General features: G+C 61.3%; 15 protein-coding genes. 11 read left to right on the top strand and 4 right to left on the bottom strand.

Going from position 1 to position 17,769, the window contains the following annotated elements:
- Nucleotides 1–150: 150 nt before the first annotated feature.
- The 11 genes from secY to ACE2AA_RS07990 all read left to right on the top strand — a co-directional run bounded on the left by secY (nucleotide 151) and on the right by ACE2AA_RS07990 (nucleotide 8,232).
- Entirely contained in the window at nucleotides 151–1,500 is a 1,350-nt protein-coding gene (secY, locus tag ACE2AA_RS08040; RefSeq protein WP_019090425.1) for a preprotein translocase subunit SecY, read from the top strand.
- Nucleotides 1,497–2,156 carry an adenylate kinase gene (locus ACE2AA_RS08035; protein ID WP_395372021.1) on the top strand — a complete coding sequence of 220 codons (660 nt, stop codon included), beginning with the start codon at nucleotides 1,497–1,499 and terminating at the stop codon, nucleotides 2,154–2,156. The genes secY and ACE2AA_RS08035 overlap by 4 nt, the downstream gene beginning before the upstream one ends.
- A 233-nt stretch (nucleotides 2,157–2,389) precedes the next feature.
- Nucleotides 2,390–2,767: a 30S ribosomal protein S13 gene (gene rpsM, locus ACE2AA_RS08030; RefSeq protein WP_010506706.1), complete on the top strand. Its 378-nt coding sequence runs from the start codon at nucleotides 2,390–2,392 to the stop codon at nucleotides 2,765–2,767.
- A gap of 78 nt (nucleotides 2,768–2,845) precedes the next feature.
- Nucleotides 2,846–3,238, top strand: coding sequence for a 30S ribosomal protein S11 (gene rpsK, locus ACE2AA_RS08025; protein ID WP_003621069.1), 393 nt, complete (start codon nucleotides 2,846–2,848; stop codon nucleotides 3,236–3,238).
- A 121-nt stretch (nucleotides 3,239–3,359) separates the two neighbouring features.
- Complete coding sequence (locus tag ACE2AA_RS08020) at nucleotides 3,360–4,379, top strand: DNA-directed RNA polymerase subunit alpha (protein ID WP_007399646.1); 1,020 nt, start codon at nucleotides 3,360–3,362, stop codon at nucleotides 4,377–4,379.
- A 33-nt stretch (nucleotides 4,380–4,412) separates the two neighbouring features.
- Complete coding sequence (rplQ, locus tag ACE2AA_RS08015) at nucleotides 4,413–4,838, top strand: 50S ribosomal protein L17 (RefSeq protein WP_010506694.1); 426 nt, start codon at nucleotides 4,413–4,415, stop codon at nucleotides 4,836–4,838.
- 170 nt (nucleotides 4,839–5,008) lie between these two features.
- Nucleotides 5,009–6,052: an ABC transporter substrate-binding protein gene (locus tag ACE2AA_RS08010; protein WP_141260656.1), complete on the top strand. Its 1,044-nt coding sequence runs from the start codon at nucleotides 5,009–5,011 to the stop codon at nucleotides 6,050–6,052.
- Nucleotides 6,049–6,813 (top strand): ABC transporter permease, encoded by a 765-nt coding sequence (locus ACE2AA_RS08005; protein ID WP_395372018.1) that lies wholly within the window; start codon nucleotides 6,049–6,051, stop codon nucleotides 6,811–6,813. Before ACE2AA_RS08010 ends, ACE2AA_RS08005 begins: the two co-directional genes overlap by 4 nt.
- Complete coding sequence (locus tag ACE2AA_RS08000) at nucleotides 6,810–7,637, top strand: ABC transporter ATP-binding protein (RefSeq protein WP_395372016.1); 828 nt, start codon at nucleotides 6,810–6,812, stop codon at nucleotides 7,635–7,637. The genes ACE2AA_RS08005 and ACE2AA_RS08000 overlap by 4 nt, the downstream gene beginning before the upstream one ends.
- A 100-nt stretch (nucleotides 7,638–7,737) precedes the next feature.
- Nucleotides 7,738–7,995 (top strand): hypothetical protein, encoded by a 258-nt coding sequence (locus ACE2AA_RS07995; protein ID WP_193558352.1) that lies wholly within the window; start codon nucleotides 7,738–7,740, stop codon nucleotides 7,993–7,995.
- 60 nt (nucleotides 7,996–8,055) lie between these two features.
- A complete protein-coding gene (locus ACE2AA_RS07990) occupies nucleotides 8,056–8,232 on the top strand; it encodes a DUF1328 domain-containing protein (RefSeq protein ID WP_141260652.1) in 177 nt (58 codons plus the stop codon).
- A 57-nt stretch (nucleotides 8,233–8,289) separates the two neighbouring features.
- Here the strand turns inward: ACE2AA_RS07990 and ACE2AA_RS07985 are convergent, their stop codons facing one another.
- The 4 genes from ACE2AA_RS07985 to ACE2AA_RS07970 form a co-directional block, all read right to left on the bottom strand.
- Nucleotides 8,290–9,861: an efflux transporter outer membrane subunit gene (locus ACE2AA_RS07985; protein WP_395372014.1), complete on the bottom strand. Its 1,572-nt coding sequence runs from the start codon at nucleotides 9,859–9,861 to the stop codon at nucleotides 8,290–8,292.
- A 5-nt stretch (nucleotides 9,862–9,866) separates the two neighbouring features.
- Nucleotides 9,867–13,163: an efflux RND transporter permease subunit gene (locus tag ACE2AA_RS07980; protein WP_395372013.1), complete on the bottom strand. Its 3,297-nt coding sequence runs from the start codon at nucleotides 13,161–13,163 to the stop codon at nucleotides 9,867–9,869.
- Nucleotides 13,160–16,336, bottom strand: a complete 3,177-nt coding sequence (locus tag ACE2AA_RS07975; protein WP_141260650.1) for an efflux RND transporter permease subunit — start codon at nucleotides 16,334–16,336, stop codon at nucleotides 13,160–13,162. The genes ACE2AA_RS07980 and ACE2AA_RS07975 overlap by 4 nt, the downstream gene beginning before the upstream one ends.
- 66 nt (nucleotides 16,337–16,402) lie before the next feature.
- Nucleotides 16,403–17,623 (bottom strand): MdtA/MuxA family multidrug efflux RND transporter periplasmic adaptor subunit, encoded by a 1,221-nt coding sequence (locus tag ACE2AA_RS07970; protein WP_395372011.1) that lies wholly within the window; start codon nucleotides 17,621–17,623, stop codon nucleotides 16,403–16,405.
- Between the last annotated feature and the right edge of the window lie 146 nt (nucleotides 17,624–17,769).

Here is a 17,769-nt window from a genome sequence, read left to right as displayed (position 1 = left end):
GGGCACAGGCACGTTCTGTACCCGGAGCATAATAAAAGCGATGCTGCTTGCACTCGGCGGGCGCATCGCTTTATTACTTTTTGCGGTTTTTTTTATCATGGCAGCGTCCCGCCTCCAGCGGTGGCGCTGTTCTTGTGAAAGGATGGGCGCATGGCCTCCGCGGCCGAACAGTTGGCTGCCAATCTGAATTTCAGTTCCTTTGCCAATGCAACAGAACTGAAAAAGCGCATCTGGTTCACGCTGGGCGCGCTGATCGTGTATCGGATTGGCACCTATATCCCCGTTCCTGGCGTCGATGCGACGGTGATGGGGCAGCTTCTGGCCCGGCATCAGGGCGGCATTCTGGGTATGTTCGATATGTTTACCGGTGGTGCGCTTGGGCGCATGACCGTGTTTGCACTGAACATCATGCCCTATATCAGTGCCTCGATCATCGTACAGCTCATGTCGGCGGCGATCCCCTCGCTTGAAGCACTCAAGAAAGAAGGGGAGGGCGGACGGCGGAAGCTGAACGAATACACCCGCTACCTGACGGTCGTGATTGCGCTGTTCCAGGCTTACGGCATCGCCATCGGGCTTGAGAACATGCATACGGAAGCCGGGTCTGCCGTTGTCTCTCCCGGACTCTTTTTCATAGTGTCCTGTGTGCTGACCCTTGTCGGGGGCACCATGTTCCTGATGTGGCTGGGTGAGCAGATTACCTCGCGTGGGGTCGGTAACGGTATTTCCCTGATTATCTTCGCCGGTATCGTGGCAAATCTGCCCAATGCCTTGGCCAGTCTGTTCCAGCTTGGTTATACGGGGGCGCTGTCACCGTTCTTCGTGCTGGTATTTCTGGTGCTGGCGGCTGTTACCATCGCGTTCATCGTGTTCATGGAACTGGCGCAGCGCCGGGTGGTCATTCAGTACCCCAAGCGTCAGGTCGGTCAGCGCATGTTCGGTGGCGATTCGACGCACATGCCGCTGAAGGTAAACACGGCGGGTTCGATTCCGCCGATCTTCGCGTCATCCGTGTTGCTGATCCCGGTTACGATTGCGGGGTTTGTAAATAACAGTTCCATGCCAGGCTGGCTTTCCTTCCTGGGACAGGAACTGGGACAGGGGCAGCCGCTCTACATGCTGTTCTACGCGGCGATGATCGTGTTTTTCTCCTATTTCTATGCGGCGGTTACCTTCAATCCGCAGGAAACGGCGGAAAACCTGCGCAAGCAGGGAGGGTTTGTGCCCGGCATCCGGCCAGGGGCGAATACGGCTGCCTTCTTTGACCGGATACTGACGCGGATCACGACCATCGGTGCGCTATATCTCGTTGCAGTCTGCCTGTTGCCGCAGATCCTGATCAGCCATTACAACGTGCCTTTCTATTTTGGCGGCACGAGTCTGATCATTATCGTGACGGTGACGATCGATACGGTGACACAGGTGCAGTCGCATCTGGTTGCGCACCAGTATCAGGGACTTATGCGCCGGGGACGGGGCAGAAAGGGCAGAATGCGGTGAATATTATTTTTCTTGGCCCGCCGGGTGCCGGTAAGGGCACCCAGTCAAAGCGGCTGGAAGAACGGTATGGAATCGCCCAGATTTCAACGGGTGACATGCTGCGTGCGGAAGTCGCGGCCGGAAGCCCGCTGGGGCAGAAGGTCAAGACCATCATGGCGGAAGGTCAGCTTGTGCCTGATGATCTGATCATCGCCATGATCGAAAGCCGCATACAGCAGCCTGATTGTGCGAAGGGGTTCATTCTTGATGGCTTCCCGCGCACCCGGGCGCAGGCTGAGGCGCTGGATCAGATGCTGACACGCAGTGGTCGGCATATTGATGCCGTACTGCTGCTGGATGTGGATGAGGATGCCCTGGCTGACCGCATTGCGGGTCGTTACACCTGCGCCAGGTGTGGTGCCGGCTATAATGACCTGTTCAAAAAGCCGAAGGTAGCAGGCACATGTGATGTCTGTGGCGGGCATGAGTTCATTCGCCGGGAAGATGACCGGCGGGACACTGTGGCCGCGCGCCTGAAGGCCTACCGGGAACAGACGGCGCCGATCCTGCCTTATTACGAGGAAGAGAAGCGTCTGTACCGTGTTGACGGGATGGCGGATATTGATGCAGTGACCACGGAAGTCTTCGCTGTTATCGATCGCATCACGAAGAAGTGATGCAAAATAATTGACTCGCATGGGGGCAGCAGTATATTGCGCGCCCTCAAGGTATGAGCGTCGTATGAGTCGCCCGCTGATGGTGCGGCTCGTAGGGCCGGAATGAATGATGATGGGGTTGGCCGGTTCGAAACCGGTATGTTCACGGCGCTCCTGCCAATAGGGCAGGTGGTGTGAAGCAGCCCTGCCTGATAGTTAGTGCCCTGTATCAGGGCGGACGAGGAGTAAGTGGCGTGGCACGTATTGCCGGCGTGAACATCCCAACCAACAAACGGGTCACCATTGGCCTGCGTTATATCTATGGTATCGGGGCCACCAAGGCCCAGGCGATCTGTGACCAGCTGGAAATTCCGGCTGAGCGGCGCGTGAACGAGCTGTCCGATGACGAGATCGGTAAGATCCGTGAGCTGATCGACAGCAAGTATCGCGTGGAAGGTGATCTCCGCCGCGAAGTGGCGATGAACATCAAACGCCTGATGGATCTTGGCTGCTACCGTGGTCTGCGTCACCGGCGTGGGCTGCCTGTCCATGGTCAGCGGACTCATACCAACGCCCGTACCCGCAAGGGTAAGGCCGTGGCTATTGCGGGCAAGAAGAAGGCAACCCGCTAATCAGCGGATTGTCCGGTATGTAAGCATGGGGGGCAGCCCGCCCCATGCGCCGTTTGAACTGACAGGATCGAGAAAACTATGGCGAAAGCTGCGGCTCCGCGTATTCGCAAGAAAGAGCGGAAAAACATCATTTCCGGTGTGGCGCATGTGCTGTCCACCTTCAATAACACCATGATCACCATCTCGGACGCGCAGGGCAATGCGATTGCCTGGTCTTCCGCTGGTGCCCAGGGCTTCAAGGGATCGCGCAAGTCCACGCCGTACGCGGCGCAGGTTGCTGCCGAGGATGCGGGTCGCAAGGCACGTGAACACGGCATGGAAACGCTGGAAATCGAGGTTTCCGGTCCCGGGTCGGGGCGTGAGAGCGCACTGCGTGCCCTGCAGGCTGTCGGTTTCTCGATCACGGCCATCCGTGACATGACGCCGGTTCCGCACAACGGCTGCCGCCCGCGCAAGCGCCGTCGCGTCTGAACCGCAATCTGCTTAGTCGTATTCCCCCGCATGCGGGGGAAGATTGTCATTCCGGTATCCTGCCGCAGGGTACCATCTGCCATCGTAACGGGTGGCAGATCAGTCTTGAAAGGCCATTACCTTGGTCCTCCAGAAAAACTGGCAATCCCTGATCAAGCCGGAAAAGCTGGAAGTCGAACCGGGGGCGGAACCTTCACGCATTGCTACCGTCGTTGCCGAACCGCTGGAACGCGGCTTCGGCATGACACTTGGTAACGCGATCCGTCGGGTTCTGCTGTCGTCCCTGCAGGGGGCTGCGGTTACGGCAATCCAGATTGACGGCGTGCTGCATGAATTCTCGTCTGTGGCGGGTGTTCGTGAAGACGTGACCGACATCGTCCTCAACATCAAGCAGCTCGCATTGCGGATGCATGGTGAGGGGCCGAAGCGCATGGTGCTGACGGCCACGGGGCCGGGCGAAGTGCGTGCCGGACAGATCCAGACGGGTCATGATATCGAAGTCATGAATCCTGATCTTGTGATCTGCACCCTTGATGAAGGGGTGAAATTCGGGATGGAATTCACCGTGAACATGGGCAAGGGGTATGTCCCCGCGGCGGCCAACCGCCCGGAAGACGCACCGATCGGCCTGATCCCGGTTGATGCCATCTACTCTCCGGTCCGTCGCGTGTCGTACAAGGTGGAGCAGACCCGTGTGGGTCAGGTCACCGACTATGACCGCCTGCTGCTGACGGTTGAGACGAATGGCGCGGTCACGCCGGAAGATGCCGTGGCGCTTGCCGCGCGTATCCTTCAGGACCAGCTCCAGCTGTTCATCAACTTTGACGAACCGCGCACCGTGCGTACGGAAGAGCCGCAGGATGATCTGCCGTTCAACCGTAACCTGCTGCGCAAGGTTGACGAACTGGAACTGTCCGTCCGTAGCGCGAACTGCCTGAAGAACGACAACATCGTCTACATCGGTGATCTGGTTCAGAAGACCGAGCAGGAGATGCTGCGTACGCCGAACTTCGGTCGCAAGTCGCTCAACGAGATCAAGGAAGTCCTGACCGCCATGGGGCTTTCACTGGGTATGAATGTCCCGGCATGGCCGCCGGAAAATATCGAAGATCTGGCCAAGAGGCTCGACGAGCCGTTCTGATCCTCGGAACCGGATAAAACAGGAAATTACATCATGCGTCACGGTGTTGCCGGCCGTAAGCTCGGCGTTACCTCGTCCCATCGACTGGCCATGTTTCGCAACATGGCTGTCGCCCTGATCAAGCACGAACAGATCACCACCACGCTGCCCAAGGCGAAGGAACTGCGCCCGGTTGTGGAAAAGCTGATCACCCTTGGCAAGCGCGGCAATCTGCATGCCCGCCGCCAGGCTTTCGCCCAGCTGCGTGACGACAAGATCGTGTCCAAGCTGTTTGACACGGTGGCTGACCGTTACAAGGCGCGTCAGGGTGGCTACACCCGCGTGCTGCGTGCGGGCATGCGCCACGGTGATGCGGCCGACATGGCTGTGATCGAACTGGTTGATCGCGATGTGTCGGCCAAGGGCAAGGACAGCGGTCCGCGCCCGGAAGCCACTCAGGAAGATCATCTGGCAGCCTGAGGAACTTCGGTTCCAGCGTGAAAAAGCCCGGCCTCTGGCCGGGTTTTTTTATGTCGATATGCAATCCAACATTTTTCTGTCGTGATATAGATATTCAATCACGATTATGTATATTTCGATACGAAATCGATACGCAGGGTCATTCCTGCGCAGCAGACAGGGCTTCAGCCATGACAGGATCAGTTTTAGGGCGTGCCATGCGCCGTGGGCTTTATGCCATGACCGCCATGATCGGCCTGTGTGGAAGTGTTCAGGCTGCGACCGTGCGCGTGGGGTATATTCCTGTCATCGGTTCGGCGCCGCTGTTTGTCATGCAGGGCAAAAATTGGGCGCGTGATGCGGGTATTGATATGCAGCTGGTCCGCTTCCAGTCCGGGCCGCAGGCCATTCAGGCGCTGGTGTCGGGCAAGATTGACGCCTATGTGGCGGGTGTCCTGCCCCTGCTGCAGGCCCGTGCGCATGGCGCGGATGTAAAGGTTGTTGCCAGCGCTGCGACGGAGGAACTGGAAGTGGTCTCCCGCGGTGCGCTGGCAGAGGGACTGCCGGAACAGCCTGCGGGCCTGAGTGCGGATGAGGTCCGTCAGCGTTTCGCCGATTTTACCACGAAGGCGGGGCATAAACCCAAGATCGCGGCCCAGCCGCTGGGGTCGGTGCCCGATACGCTGCTGCGCTACTGGTTCAAGGTCCGTAACGGGCTGGACCCGGCGCAGGCGGCTGATATTGTCGGGATTGATATTGACGCAGCCCAGCAGGCGTTTCTGGCGGGGGCGGTGGATGGCGCCATCCTGCGCGAACCGGCGCTGACCATCATCCGCCACCGTATGCCCGGCATGCGGGTGCTGGCATCGGGGCATGACCTTATGCCGGGGCAGCCCGGCTCCGTTCTGGCAATCGTCAACGAGAACGCGCCGGACCGTGCGGCATGGAAGACCGCGTTCCTGACCGGTTTCGTGAAGGCCACGCACCTGCTGGCAACCGACCCGGAACAGGCGGAACCTTATGTCCAGCAGGCGCTGGGTGGGGGTATGCTGCCCAGGGACATCATTATCGAGGCGCTGAAGGTATCGGCGCATGATTATGTATCCGATCCCGCCAGCATTGTGGACGCGGTAAGCCGGTTACAGGATTTCGAAGTGCAGAGCGGCCTGCTGCGCAAGGCGGAACCAGTGGCATCGCTGTTCGACCTTGAAAGCTACCGGCAGATCGCACAATGACGCCCATCCGTTCCATCTGGATACGACCGCTTCTGGGCGCGCTGGGCCTGATTGTGCTGTTCGGGACGTGGGAGACATCCATCCGGCTGGGCTGGGTGCCATCCGGCCTGCTGCCTGCACCAAGCAGCCTTGGGCCGGCCTGGCTGGAGGAAGTGCGCAGCGGGGCATGGATACAGGCCATTCGCGACAGCCTGACCCATTACGTGATGGGACTGGTCATCGGTTCGGTCCTGGGCATGCTGACCGGTCTGTTGTGCGGTGCGGTGCCGTTGCTGGACGGGCTGCTATCCGGTGTCGTGCGGGTATTGCGGCCCATACCCGGCCTTGCATGGGTGCCGTTCGCCATCCTGTGGTTCGGGCTTGATACCGCAGGGGCCACGTTCGTGATCGCCATTTCGGTGTTCTGGATCAATTTCTATGCGGCCTACGGTGCCGTGCAGGCAATTGACCCGGACCTGTATGAAGTCGCGGCGTCGTTTGGGCATGGCGGGTTTCGGGCACGGTTGCGCACGGTGATCATTCCGGCTTCAGCCCCCGGCGTGCTGGCAGGGCTGCGTACAGGGCTGGGTCAGGCATGGATGTCGGTTGTCGCGGCGGAACTGTTCGGCGTGCCTGGCATTGGCGCGCGGATGATGCAGGCGTCCAGCCTGCTGGCGACCGACCTTGTGGTGGTTTACATGCTGACCATGGCGCTGCTGTATGCGCTGACAGACACGGCGTTCATGCTGGTGCGCAAAAGGCTGCTGGGCTGGCAGGGATGAACACGGTGGTAACGGATAAGGCGGAAATGGTGGCCAGCACGGGCGATGTGGTGGTCAGGCTGGAAAATATCGGCCTGTCGCATGACCATGGGCGCACCTTCATCCTGCGGCATGTGGATCTTGAAATCAGGCGTGGTGAGTTCGTGGCCGTGCTGGGACCGTCCGGTGTGGGCAAATCCACGCTGCTGCGGGTCATCATGGGACTGATCCGCCCCAGTGAAGGCACGGTCAGCCTGCACCCGTCCCCTACGGCGGCGCACCGCCCGGCGGCCATGGTATTCCAGGACGCCAAGCTCATGCCGTGGCGCAGCGTGCGGCGCAATGTGGAACTGGGGCTGGAAGGATTGGGGCTGACGCGCCTGCAGCGGCATGAACGGGCCATGGCGGCGCTGGATCTTGTGGGCCTTGCGGATATGGCGGACCGGTGGCCGCGCCAGCTTTCGGGTGGGCAGCGCCAGCGCGTGGGGGTTGCGCGTGCGCTGACGGTTGAGCCGGACCTGCTGCTGATGGACGAACCATTCGGTGCGCTGGACGCCATCACGCGCAGTGCCCTGCAGGATGAACTGCTGCGTATCCATGCGCGGCGACAGGGGACGGTGCTGTTCGTGACCCACGATCTGGACGAAGCCCTGGTCCTGGCAGACCGGATCATCATTCTAGAAGGTCACCCCGCGGGGCTGCGGGGGGATTTTGCGGTGGGCGCACGGCCACGCGACAATACCGCGCCTGGCATGCGGGCGATAGCGGAGCGCATGCGCCGGCTGATTGCGGGGGAGGAAGATCCCGGTGCGGACGCGACCTATTGGCAGGCATCGGAGATATGATAAGTCTGCTGTAACGGGTCTGTTGCCTGCGGGCATGAAGGCATGGGCAGCGGGAGATGGGGTTCCTGTCTCCCTGATGGCAAGCAAGGGAATATCGAACATGGCAAATCCCCCCAATTTTGAAGCGCATCTGGAAGACGGCATCGGCCGGCTTCAGGATGGTCTGGACGGCTTTGTCGGGGATACGGGTACCCCGCTATCGGGACGGTTGCAGGGCGTGGGTGGCGCTGCCCAGCAGGGCATGGGGGAAATCCTTGATACCCTGCGCGACGTGACAGCTGACCGTCCGCTGTTCGCGCTGCTGGGCGCATCGGTGCTGGGCCTTGTGGCCAGCCTGTTCCTGCGCCGCCGGGCATAACGCAACATATATGGTGCTGTCGCGTTAGGGCAACATGACTGATTTGCAGGGAAAAATGCCATGCTGAAACTGGCGCTGTTCTTTTTGATCGTTTCACTGGTCGCCGGGCTGTTTGGCTTCAGTGGCATTTCCGCCGTTTCGGCAGGAATGGCGAAAATACTGTTCTTTATCGCCATTCTGGCTTTTGTGGTCGTGATCCTGATCGTGCTGTTCTCGGCCAGGTCGCTTTTCAACTAGCGACCACCCCAATGAAAAAACCCCCTGTCGCCATTGGCGCAGGGGGTTTTTTCTTGCCTATTTGTTAGTGTCCTTCTGGATGAAGGAGGGCAGGAGGGGATTGTCCTTCTGCAAAGAACCCTTGGAGGGCAGGCGAGAAGCATCCCACCCGCCGCCAAGGGCCTGCACCAGGCTCACGCTGTCCACCATGCGCTGCTGCTGGATGCCCAGCAGGGTTTCGGCATCGCTCAGCGCCGAATTCTCGTTGGTAATGACGGTGGTATAGATTTCGGTTCCGGCCCGGTACTGATTGAGCGAGACTTCTACCGTGCGGTTGGCGAAATCCAGCGCCTTCTGCTGCTGCTGCGCCTGCTGCGCCAGGATGCGCAGGTTGGACAGCTGGTCTTCCGTGCTCTGCAATGCGGTCAGGACGGTCTGGCGGTAGGTTGCCACGGCGTTGTCATACTGGGCGTTGGCTTCATGCACGGCGGCGGTGCGCGACCCGCCTTCAAACAGGATCTCGGTCGCGGAAGCCCCCAGCGACCAGACGCGGTTCATGGCCTGCATGAGCGATGTTACCGGGTCGCCACCACTCTGGGAGTAGCTGGCGTTGATGGTGATATCCGGATAGAACGCGGCCATGTCCGCGCCGATCATGGCGTTGTATTCTTCCATCGTGCGTTCGGCTGCTGCAATGTCGGGGCGGCGCTGCAGCAGGTCGGCAGGCACCGTGACCGGAATGGGCGGTACCGTGCGCGACAGTTCCGCCGGGGGCAGGGTGACATCAGCGGGCGGCTTGCCAATCAGTACGGCAATCGCATGTTCATACTGCGCACGGTTGATCCCGGCCTGGATCAGGGAAGCACGGTTCTGTTCCAGTGTCGTGCGGGCCTGCAGCACGGCGGTGGGATCGGCCGTCCCGGCCTCGAACTGGTTCTGGGTGATCCGCAGCGCCTGTTCGTTGAAATTGACATAACGCTGCAGCAGGTCCGTCAGGCTGTCCTGATAGCGCATGTTGAAATAGGCCGTTGCCAACTGTGCCTGATATGACAGCGTGGCATTGGCCAGATCGGCGGCGCTGGCCTGCGCCGCGGTGACCTGTTCCTGCACCTGCCGGCGGATCTTGCCCCATATGTCCAGATCCCAGCTGGCGCTGGGCCCGATGTCATAGGTGTTGTAGGTCGAACCCGCATTCGCATAGTTGCTGCCCGATGAGGACAGCGAACCCGCGCCATGGCCATCACGGTTGAAGCCAAGACTGCCGCTTATGGTCGGAAAAAGCTGTGCGCGCACACTGTCGATCATGGCGCGGGCGTTACGGTAGTTGGCTTCGTACTGCTTGACGTTCTGGTTGGAAATCGCGACCTGTGATTCCAGCCCGTTCAGGATGGGATCGTTATAGATCGTCCACCAGTCATGCTTGGGCAGTTCGGCCAGCTTCGGGTTGGCCATTTCCCATCCCGGTTCAGGACGCAGTTCCTTGAAACGCGGGGACACGATCGCGGCGGGACGATGGTATTTCGGTCCCACCATGCACCCTGCCAGCGTCATGAGGGGCAGTACCGCCAGCGCAAGGCGCGCGGCGGACCGGCGGGGGAAGCGGGACGGGCGGATGGCGGCACGGCCGGGGGATGGCGAAAAAGATGTCATCCGGTTCAGGAATCCTGCTGGTGGGAAAGACGATGGCGTCGGGACAGCCGTCCATACAGCCGGTTGAATAATGTGCGGCAGGCTACCCCCAGATGGTCAAGATAGAGATAGACAACCGGCGTCGTGTAAAGCGTCAGCGCCTGACTGACGAGCAGCCCGCCCACAATGGCGATACCAAGCGGGCGCCGCAGTTCCGCGCCATAACCATGACCGAATATAAGGGGCAGCGCGCCCAGTGCCGCGGCAAAGGTGGTCATCATGATCGGGCGGAAACGCAGCAGGCAGGCCATGCGGATCGAATCAAGCGCGCTGTGGCCTTCGTCGCGTTCGGCGGTGATGGCGAAATCTACCAGCATGATTGCGTTTTTCTTGACGATGCCGATCAGCAGGATCACCCCGATCATGGCGATCAGGGAAAATGCCTCACCAAAGACCTGCAGCGCCAGCAGCGCCCCCACTCCGGCCGAGGGCAGGGTGGACAGGATGGTCAGCGGATGGACATAGCTTTCGTACAAAATGCCCAGCGTCATGTACACCGCTGCCAGGGCTGCAAGGATCAGCAAGGGTTCATTGTTGACCGATTTCTGGAACTGCGCGGCATTGCCCGCGAACTGACCCTGGATGTTGGCAGGCATGTGCAGGCGAACGGTTTCCTCGTTGATGATCTGCACCGCCTGGCTCAGCGGGACGCCATTGGTCAGGTTGAACGAGACCGTGGTGGAAACCGACTGCCCGTCATGGTTGATGCTCAGCGCCGTCTTGGTGGGCTTCAGCACCGACACCAGTGTCAGTGGCACCATGGATTCCGAACTGGTGGACACGGCGGAACCGGTGGAGGCACTGTTACCCCCCGCCAGCGTATTGGCCACCTGGTTGCGGAAGGACTGTTCACTCAGCTGCGATGCCGTGGTGCCCGTATCCGTCTTGACCCGGATGGTGTTGGACTGCGTGCCGCCGCCCGCCGTGCCACCGGCGACACTGACCCAGACCTGCTTGAGCGTGGTGGGATCTTTCCAGAACCGCGGCTCGACTTCCATCACTACGCGGTACTGGTTGAGGGCGTTGTAGATGACCGATGCCGAACGCTGCCCGTAGGCATCATACAGTGTGTTGGACACAAGCTGGGGCGTAATGTTCAGGCGGCTTGCGGTATCGCGGTCTATCTGTACATCCAGCGCCGAACCACCTTGCAGCACATCCGATGAAATGTCGGATAGCTGGGGGTGTTTCTGCAGCGCACTGACCAGCAGCGGCGTCCATTTGTACAGGTCTTTCGATGAATCGGAATGGAGTGAATACTGGTAGGCCGCATTGCTCTGCCGCCCGCCTATGCGCAGCTGCCCCGGCGCGGACATATAGAATGTTGCCCCCACCATGTTGCGCAGGCGGCGCGTGATGCGGGCAATGGTCTGCGCGGGCGTGTCATTGCGCAGCGACTTGTCCTTCAGCGTTACGAACATGTTGGCCTGGTTGGAACTGCCGCGCCCGCCCATGAAGCCCATGACATGTGCTACGTCCCGGTCCGCCATGATGGCCTGCTGCGTGGTGGCGATCTTGCCCTGCATGGCCTGGAATGAAATGGACTGGTCGCCCATCAGGTGTCCCATCAGCATGCCGGTATCTGATTCGGGAAACAGGCTCTTGGGCATCTTGATGAACAGGCCGACCATGATGGCAATGGTTATGGGCAGCGACAGGATGGTGATCCGCCGGTGTGTCAGCGCCCATTCCAGTGAACTGGCGTAACCCCGCTGGGCAGCAGTCAGCCCATGTTCCAGCCATGCGCCAACCTGGCCGAAAAATCCCTTTGACGGGGCCGCCAGATGCGGACGCAGCAGGCGGGAGGTCAGCATGGGCGTCAGCGAAAGCGACAGCACCATGGAAATGACGATGGTCAGCGACATCGTCATGGCGAATTCATGGAACAGGCGGCCCGCCACCCCGCTGAGCAGCAGAATGGGCAGGAACACCGCGATCAGCGATACGGTGATGGACAGGACCGTGAACGCCACTTCCCGCGTGCCCAGCAGGGTGGCCTGCAGGCGGTCCATCCCCGCTTCCATGTGGCGGCTTATGTTTTCCACCACCACAATGGCGTCATCCACCACGAAACCGGTCGAAATGGTCAGCGCCATGAGCGACAGGTTGTCGATGGAATAGCCCAGCAGCTTCATCGCGCCGAAGGCTGCGATGATGGATGTCGGCACCACGATGGCGGGAATGATGGTGATGCGTGGCGAACGCAGGAACAGAAGTACCACCAGCACCACAAGGAAGACCGACAGCACCAGCGTAAACTGCGTATCGGCCAGGGCCGCGCGGATGGTGGTGGAACGGTCCATGAAGTTGCCAAGGTCCACATCCGCTGGCAGGGCGTCGCGCAGCATCGGCAGCTTGGCGCGGATCTGGTCATTGGTGTTGATGATGTTGGCGCCAGCCTGCGCGAAGACGATGGCCAGCACCCCGTGCCGGCCATCCACGTAACCGGCGTTGCGCACGTCTTCCACACCGTCATGGATGTAGGCCACGTCCTCCAGCTTGACAGGGCGGCTGTCATGGTAGGCCACGATCAGGTCACGATAGGCCTGCGCATTATGGGCCTGGTCATTGGTCGACAGCACGAAGCGGTGTTCGCCCTGGTCGATGAAGCCCTTTGGCGTATGGGCATTGGCAGAAGCCAGGGCCGCGCGGATATCCTCGAAGCCTATGCCGAATTTGTACAGCGCCAGCGGGTTCATCTCCACCCGCACCGCAGGCAGCGAACTGCCCCCGATTTCGACCTGTCCCACGCCCTGGATCTGTGACAGGTGCTGCTGCAGCACGTTGGATGCAAGGTCATAAAGCTGGGCTGCGGTACGGGTGCGGGATGTCAGCGCAAGGATCATGACCGGCGCGCCGTTGGGATTGGCCTTGAAATAGCTGGGATTCTGCCGCAGCGAGGATGGCAGGTCCGCGTGTGCGGCCTGAAGGGCCGCCTCCACATCACGCGCGGCCCCGTTGATGTCGCGGTCGAGCGAGAACTGCAGCGTGATCCGCGCCTGATTGGCTGATGACTGTGACGTCATTTCCGTCAGGTCCGCGATGGCGCCCAGATGACGCTCCAGCGGGGCTGCGACGGAACTGGCGATTTCCTCGGGCGAGCCACCGGCCTGCTGGGCCTGTACCTGTATGACCGGGAAGTCCACATTGGGCATGTCGGCAACCGGCAGCGTGGTGTAGCCGATGATCCCGCCAATGACCAGCGCCACCGTCAGCAGTGCCGTGGCCACTGGCCTGCGGACAAAGATGGAAAGCGGCGTCATGCCTGCGCCTGCGGTCCGGGCAGCCCATCCTTGCCGCTGCTATCCGCACTGCCGAAGCGGCGCGACAGCTTCTGGCTGATTCCGTCCATAAGCAGGTAGATGACCGGCGTGGTGAACAGCGTCAGCAACTGGCTGACGGCAAGCCCGCCGACAATGGCGATGCCAAGCGGGCGGCGCAGTTCCGACCCCGTGCCGGTACCCAGCATCATGGGCACCGCGCCCAGCATGGCCGCCAGCGTGGTCATCAGGATGGGACGGAAACGCAGCAGCGCGGCATGGCGGATGGACTGCAGCGAGGACATGCCCTCCACCCGTTCAGCCTCCAGCGCGAAGTCGATCATCATGATGGCGTTTTTCTTGACGATGCCGATCAGCAGCACCAGCCCGATGATGCCCATCACATCCAGCCCGGACCCAGTGACCCACAGCGCCAGCAGCGCGCCGACCCCGGCGGATGGCAGGGTGGACAGGATGGTGATGGGATGGACAAAGCTTTCATACAGGATGCCCAGCACGATATAGACCGCGATCAGGGCGGCCAGCACCAGCCATGCCTCGTTGGACAGCGAACTGCGGAATGCCGCGGCCGTGCCCTGGAACGATGTCTGGAAGCTGGACGGCAGGTGGATATCCTTCGCCGCGCGTTCAATCGCATCCGTCGCATCCCCCAGCGCATAGCCGGGTTTTACGTTGAACGACACGGTCGTGGCCGGGAACTGCCCCACATGGGTAATCAGCAGCGGCGCGGTGTCCTGCGTTACGGTGGTGACGGATGCCAGCGGCACCAGACCAGACGTGGGCGAACGCGTTGGCCCCGACGTGCTTTCCCCCGCATTGCCGCTGATGCCGGGCAGATATATCTGGTTGAGCGATCCCATGTCCTGCTGGAACGCGGGCGTTGCCTCCAGGATCACGCGGTACTGGTTGGACTGCGTGAAGATGGTTGAGATCTGGCGCTGGCCAAAGCTGTCATACAGCACGTTGTCGATGGTCTGGGGCGTGATGGAGTAACGTGCCCCCGTGGTGCGGTCCAGATCGACATGCGCCACAAGGCCTGCAGCCTGCAGGTCCGATGTGACGTCCGACAGCGCCTTTTCGCGTTGCAGGCGTGCAATGAATTTCGGCACCCATGTCGTGAACTGGTCATAGCTGGGATTTTCCAGCAGGAACTGGTACTGGGTCGCCGCGACCGATGTATCCAGCGACAGGTCCTGCACCGGCTGCAGGTACAGGTCCGCGCCCGCGATATCCGCCGTTTCCGCGCGCAGGCGGGTTGCGACTTCCTGCGCGGTGGCGGTGCGGCTGTCCACCGGCTTGAGGTTGATCAGGAACCGCCCCTGATTCAGCGTCACGTTCTGCCCGTCCACACCAACGAAGGAGGACAGGCTGGCCACATCCTCATCGCGCAGGATCCGGTCGGCCAGCTCCTGCTGGTGGCGCTTCATGGCAGCAAACGACGTGGACTGCTCCATGACCGAAATGCCCTGGATCACGCCCGTGTCCTGCACGGGAAAAAAGCCCTTGGGTATGACGACGGCCAGCAGGCCCGTCAGCGCCAGGGTCGCGCCAAATATCGCCAGTGTCAGCCGCTGGTGGCGCAGTACCACATCCAGCGCGCGGCCATAGCCGTTGATTGTCGCGACCGTCCAGCGTTCGACCGCAGCCGACCACGCCGGTTCGGCATGCCTGGTGTCGCGTTCATGCAGCAGGCGCGCGCACATCATCGGCACCAGCGTCAGGGAGACCACGGCGGACAGGATGATGGTGACCGCCAGCGTCATGGCGAATTCATGGAACAGGCGTCCCACCACGTCGCCCATGAACAGCAGGGGAATCAGCACCGCGATCAGCGATATGGTCAGCGATATGATGGTGAACCCGATTTCACCCGCGCCTTTCAGGGCCGCTTCCATGCGGCTGTCGCCCATTTCGATGTAACGGGCGATGTTTTCGATCATCACGATGGCGTCGTCCACCACGAAGCCCGTGGCGATGGTGAGCGACATGAGCGAGAGGTTGTCGAGCGAGAAGCCGAACAGGTACATCACCGCCAGCGTCCCCACCAGCGACAGCGGCACCGACAGGCTGGGAATCAGTGTCGCCGGCACATTGCGCAGGAACACGAAGATCACGCCCACCACCAGCACCAGCGCCAGGCCCAGTTCGAACTCCACGTCCTCGACCGATGCGCGGATGGTCGTGGTCCGGTCGGTCAGGGGCGTGATCGTGATGCCCGGCGGCAGCGACTGCTGTAGGCGCGGCAGGGCGTATTTGATGTTGTCCACCACCCCGATCACGTTCGCACCCGGCTGGCGCTGCACGTTCATGACCAGGGCTGGCGTGCGGTTGGCCCATGCGGCCAGTTCGGTATTTTCGGGGCCGATGACCACGCTGGCCACGTCACGGATGCGTACGGGACCGTTGTTCTGGTAGGCGATGACCTGGTTGAGCAGCTGGTCCACGCCCGAAATCTGCCCGTCGATGCGCAGCGTGGTCGCGCGCTGCGGGCCATCGAACGTGCCGGTGGGCGAATTGACGTTCACGTTGCCAATGGTTGTGCGCAGCGTATCAAGATCGATGCCGAACGATGTCAATTTGGGAATGTTCACCCGTACCCGCAGCGCCTTTCGGTTGCCACCTGACAGCGTTACCAGCCCCACGCCCGAAATCTGGCTGATTTTTTCAGCCAGCCGGGTATCGACGTAATCTTCCACTTCCGTCAGCGGCATGGTCTTTGACGAAATGCCCAGCGTCATGACCGGCGTATCGGCGGGATTGACCTTGGCGTAGACGGGAGGGGCGGGCAGGTCGGTCGGCAGCAGGGAATTGGCCTGGTTGATCGCGGCCTGCACTTCCTGTTCGGCAATATCCATTGTCATGGTCAGGCCGAAGCGCAGCGTGATGACCGATGCCCCGCCCGATGAGCGGGAGGTCATCTGCTCCAGCCCTGACATCTCGCCCAGCTGTGTCTCAAGCGGGGCGGTGACGGAGGTCGCCATCACGTCCGGGCTGGCGCCGGGATAGAAGGTCTGCACCGTGATGGTGGGATATTCGACTTCCGGCAGGGCGGAGACGGGCAGGAAATGATACCCCAGCAGTCCCGCCAGCAGAATGGCCAGCATGAGCAGGGTGGTCGCGACCGGACGGTGTATGAACAGGCGGGACGGGTTCACGCGGCAATCTCCGGCGGCGGCAGGGGCTGGCGGTCAGACAGGGGGGCTGGCGTGGACTTGCGCACTCTAGCCTTTGTCCTTGCTTGTGGCGGCGCCTGTCGTCGTATCGGTCGGCTGCGGAATGCTGACCTTCACCCCATCGCGCAGGTGGTCCACCCCGTCGGTCACGATCCGCTCGCCTTCCTTCACTCCGTCGGTCAGCACGGTCATGGTGTTGTTGGCGTGGCTGGTCTTTACGTTGCGCATCTCGACGGTGTTGTCGGCCTTGACCACATACACGAACTGCCCGTTCGGACCGGTCTGCAGGGCGTTGGTGGGCACCAGCAGGGCGTCATGGTCGGTGCTGACCAGCAGGCGGGCATTGACGAACTGGTTGGGGAACAGCTCCTCCTGCGAATTGGCGAAGAGCGCGCGCATGCGCACCGTGCCGGTCGATGTGTCGATCTGGCTGTCCAGCACGCTGACCTGCCCGGTCGCGATCCTGTTCAGGTTGGCGCTGTCCCATGCCTCCACTGGCAGGGGCGTGCCTTGGCGCAGGCGGTCGGCAACGGGGCCAATGTCATTTTCAGGCAGGGTGAAAATGACGGAAATCGGCTGCATCTGCGTCAGGGTCACCAGCCCGTTGGTCTGGCCTGCGGTGATGTAGTTGCCCATATCCACCGCACGGATGCCCACGCGGCCATCCACCGGGGCCAGGATGTGGCAGTAGGTGATCTGCAGTTTTTCGTTATCCACCTGCGCCTGGTCTGACTTGACCGTGCCTTCCAGTTGCTCGACCTTGTACTGCTGGTCCTTCGCCGTCATGGCCGCAACGCTGTCCTGGCGGATCAGGCGCTGGTAACGGGCATTATCCACCCGTGCCGCGTTAAGCTGGGCGATGTCCTGCGCCAGCTGTCCTTCGTACTGCGCCAGAAGCACCTCGTACGGGCGGGTGTCGATCAATGCCAGCAGATCGCCCTTGTGCACATGCTGACCTTCGGTAAACAGCACCTGCATGAGGTAGCCGTCGATACGTGACTGCACCGTGACATTGGTGATCGGCACGACCGTGCCCAGTTCCGTCAGGATGACGGGCATGTCACCACGGCTGACGGTCGCGACCGCCACGGGCTGGTCGCCACTGGTCGCGTGTTTCTTGCTGGTGGAATGGGGGCGCAGGAAAGCGACCGCAAGGACAACCGCCAGCGCCCCGCCCGCCAGATAAAGGACGCGCCGCCCGCGCCGTGGACGGGCCGTGGACGGCGTGCTGTTTTCCGGGGTGTGGGGTGGGGGAGGAGTTGTATCCATGCGGTCGGTTTTCTGCCTGCTGTCGAACGGGCGTCCTGTCTGAAGGACCGGGCCATGCTGATAAAGACAAGGTTTCTGATTCGGCTTGCCGCAGTATTAACATGGCTTCGAATAGGTCGAAGTTAGCGAATGTAACATTGTACCTG

It is taken from the genome of Komagataeibacter diospyri, from assembly GCF_043995075.1.
GTDB lineage: Bacteria > Pseudomonadota > Alphaproteobacteria > Acetobacterales > Acetobacteraceae > Komagataeibacter > Komagataeibacter diospyri.
Note: the sequence above shows the minus strand (reverse complement) of the source record. Positions and strands in the feature narration are given on the sequence as shown.

What these genes read in the sequence shown, in the direction of transcription:
- secY (WP_019090425.1), top strand. Translation starts at nt 151, where the DNA reads ATGGCCTCCGCGGCCGAACAGTTGGCTGCCAATCTGAATTTCAGTTCC.
- rpsK (WP_003621069.1), top strand. Translation starts at nt 2,846, where the DNA reads ATGGCGAAAGCTGCGGCTCCGCGTATTCGCAAGAAAGAGCGGAAAAAC.
- rplQ (WP_010506694.1), top strand. Translation starts at nt 4,413, where the DNA reads ATGCGTCACGGTGTTGCCGGCCGTAAGCTCGGCGTTACCTCGTCCCAT.
- ACE2AA_RS08010 (WP_141260656.1), top strand. Translation starts at nt 5,009, where the DNA reads ATGACAGGATCAGTTTTAGGGCGTGCCATGCGCCGTGGGCTTTATGCC.
- ACE2AA_RS08005 (WP_395372018.1), top strand. Translation starts at nt 6,049, where the DNA reads ATGACGCCCATCCGTTCCATCTGGATACGACCGCTTCTGGGCGCGCTG.
- ACE2AA_RS08000 (WP_395372016.1), top strand. Translation starts at nt 6,810, where the DNA reads ATGAACACGGTGGTAACGGATAAGGCGGAAATGGTGGCCAGCACGGGC.
- ACE2AA_RS07995 (WP_193558352.1), top strand. Translation starts at nt 7,738, where the DNA reads ATGGCAAATCCCCCCAATTTTGAAGCGCATCTGGAAGACGGCATCGGC.
- ACE2AA_RS07990 (WP_141260652.1), top strand. Translation starts at nt 8,056, where the DNA reads ATGCTGAAACTGGCGCTGTTCTTTTTGATCGTTTCACTGGTCGCCGGG.
- ACE2AA_RS07985 (WP_395372014.1), bottom strand. Translation starts at nt 9,861, where the DNA reads ATGACATCTTTTTCGCCATCCCCCGGCCGTGCCGCCATCCGCCCGTCC.
- ACE2AA_RS07980 (WP_395372013.1), bottom strand. Translation starts at nt 13,163, where the DNA reads ATGACGCCGCTTTCCATCTTTGTCCGCAGGCCAGTGGCCACGGCACTG.
- ACE2AA_RS07970 (WP_395372011.1), bottom strand. Translation starts at nt 17,623, where the DNA reads ATGGATACAACTCCTCCCCCACCCCACACCCCGGAAAACAGCACGCCG.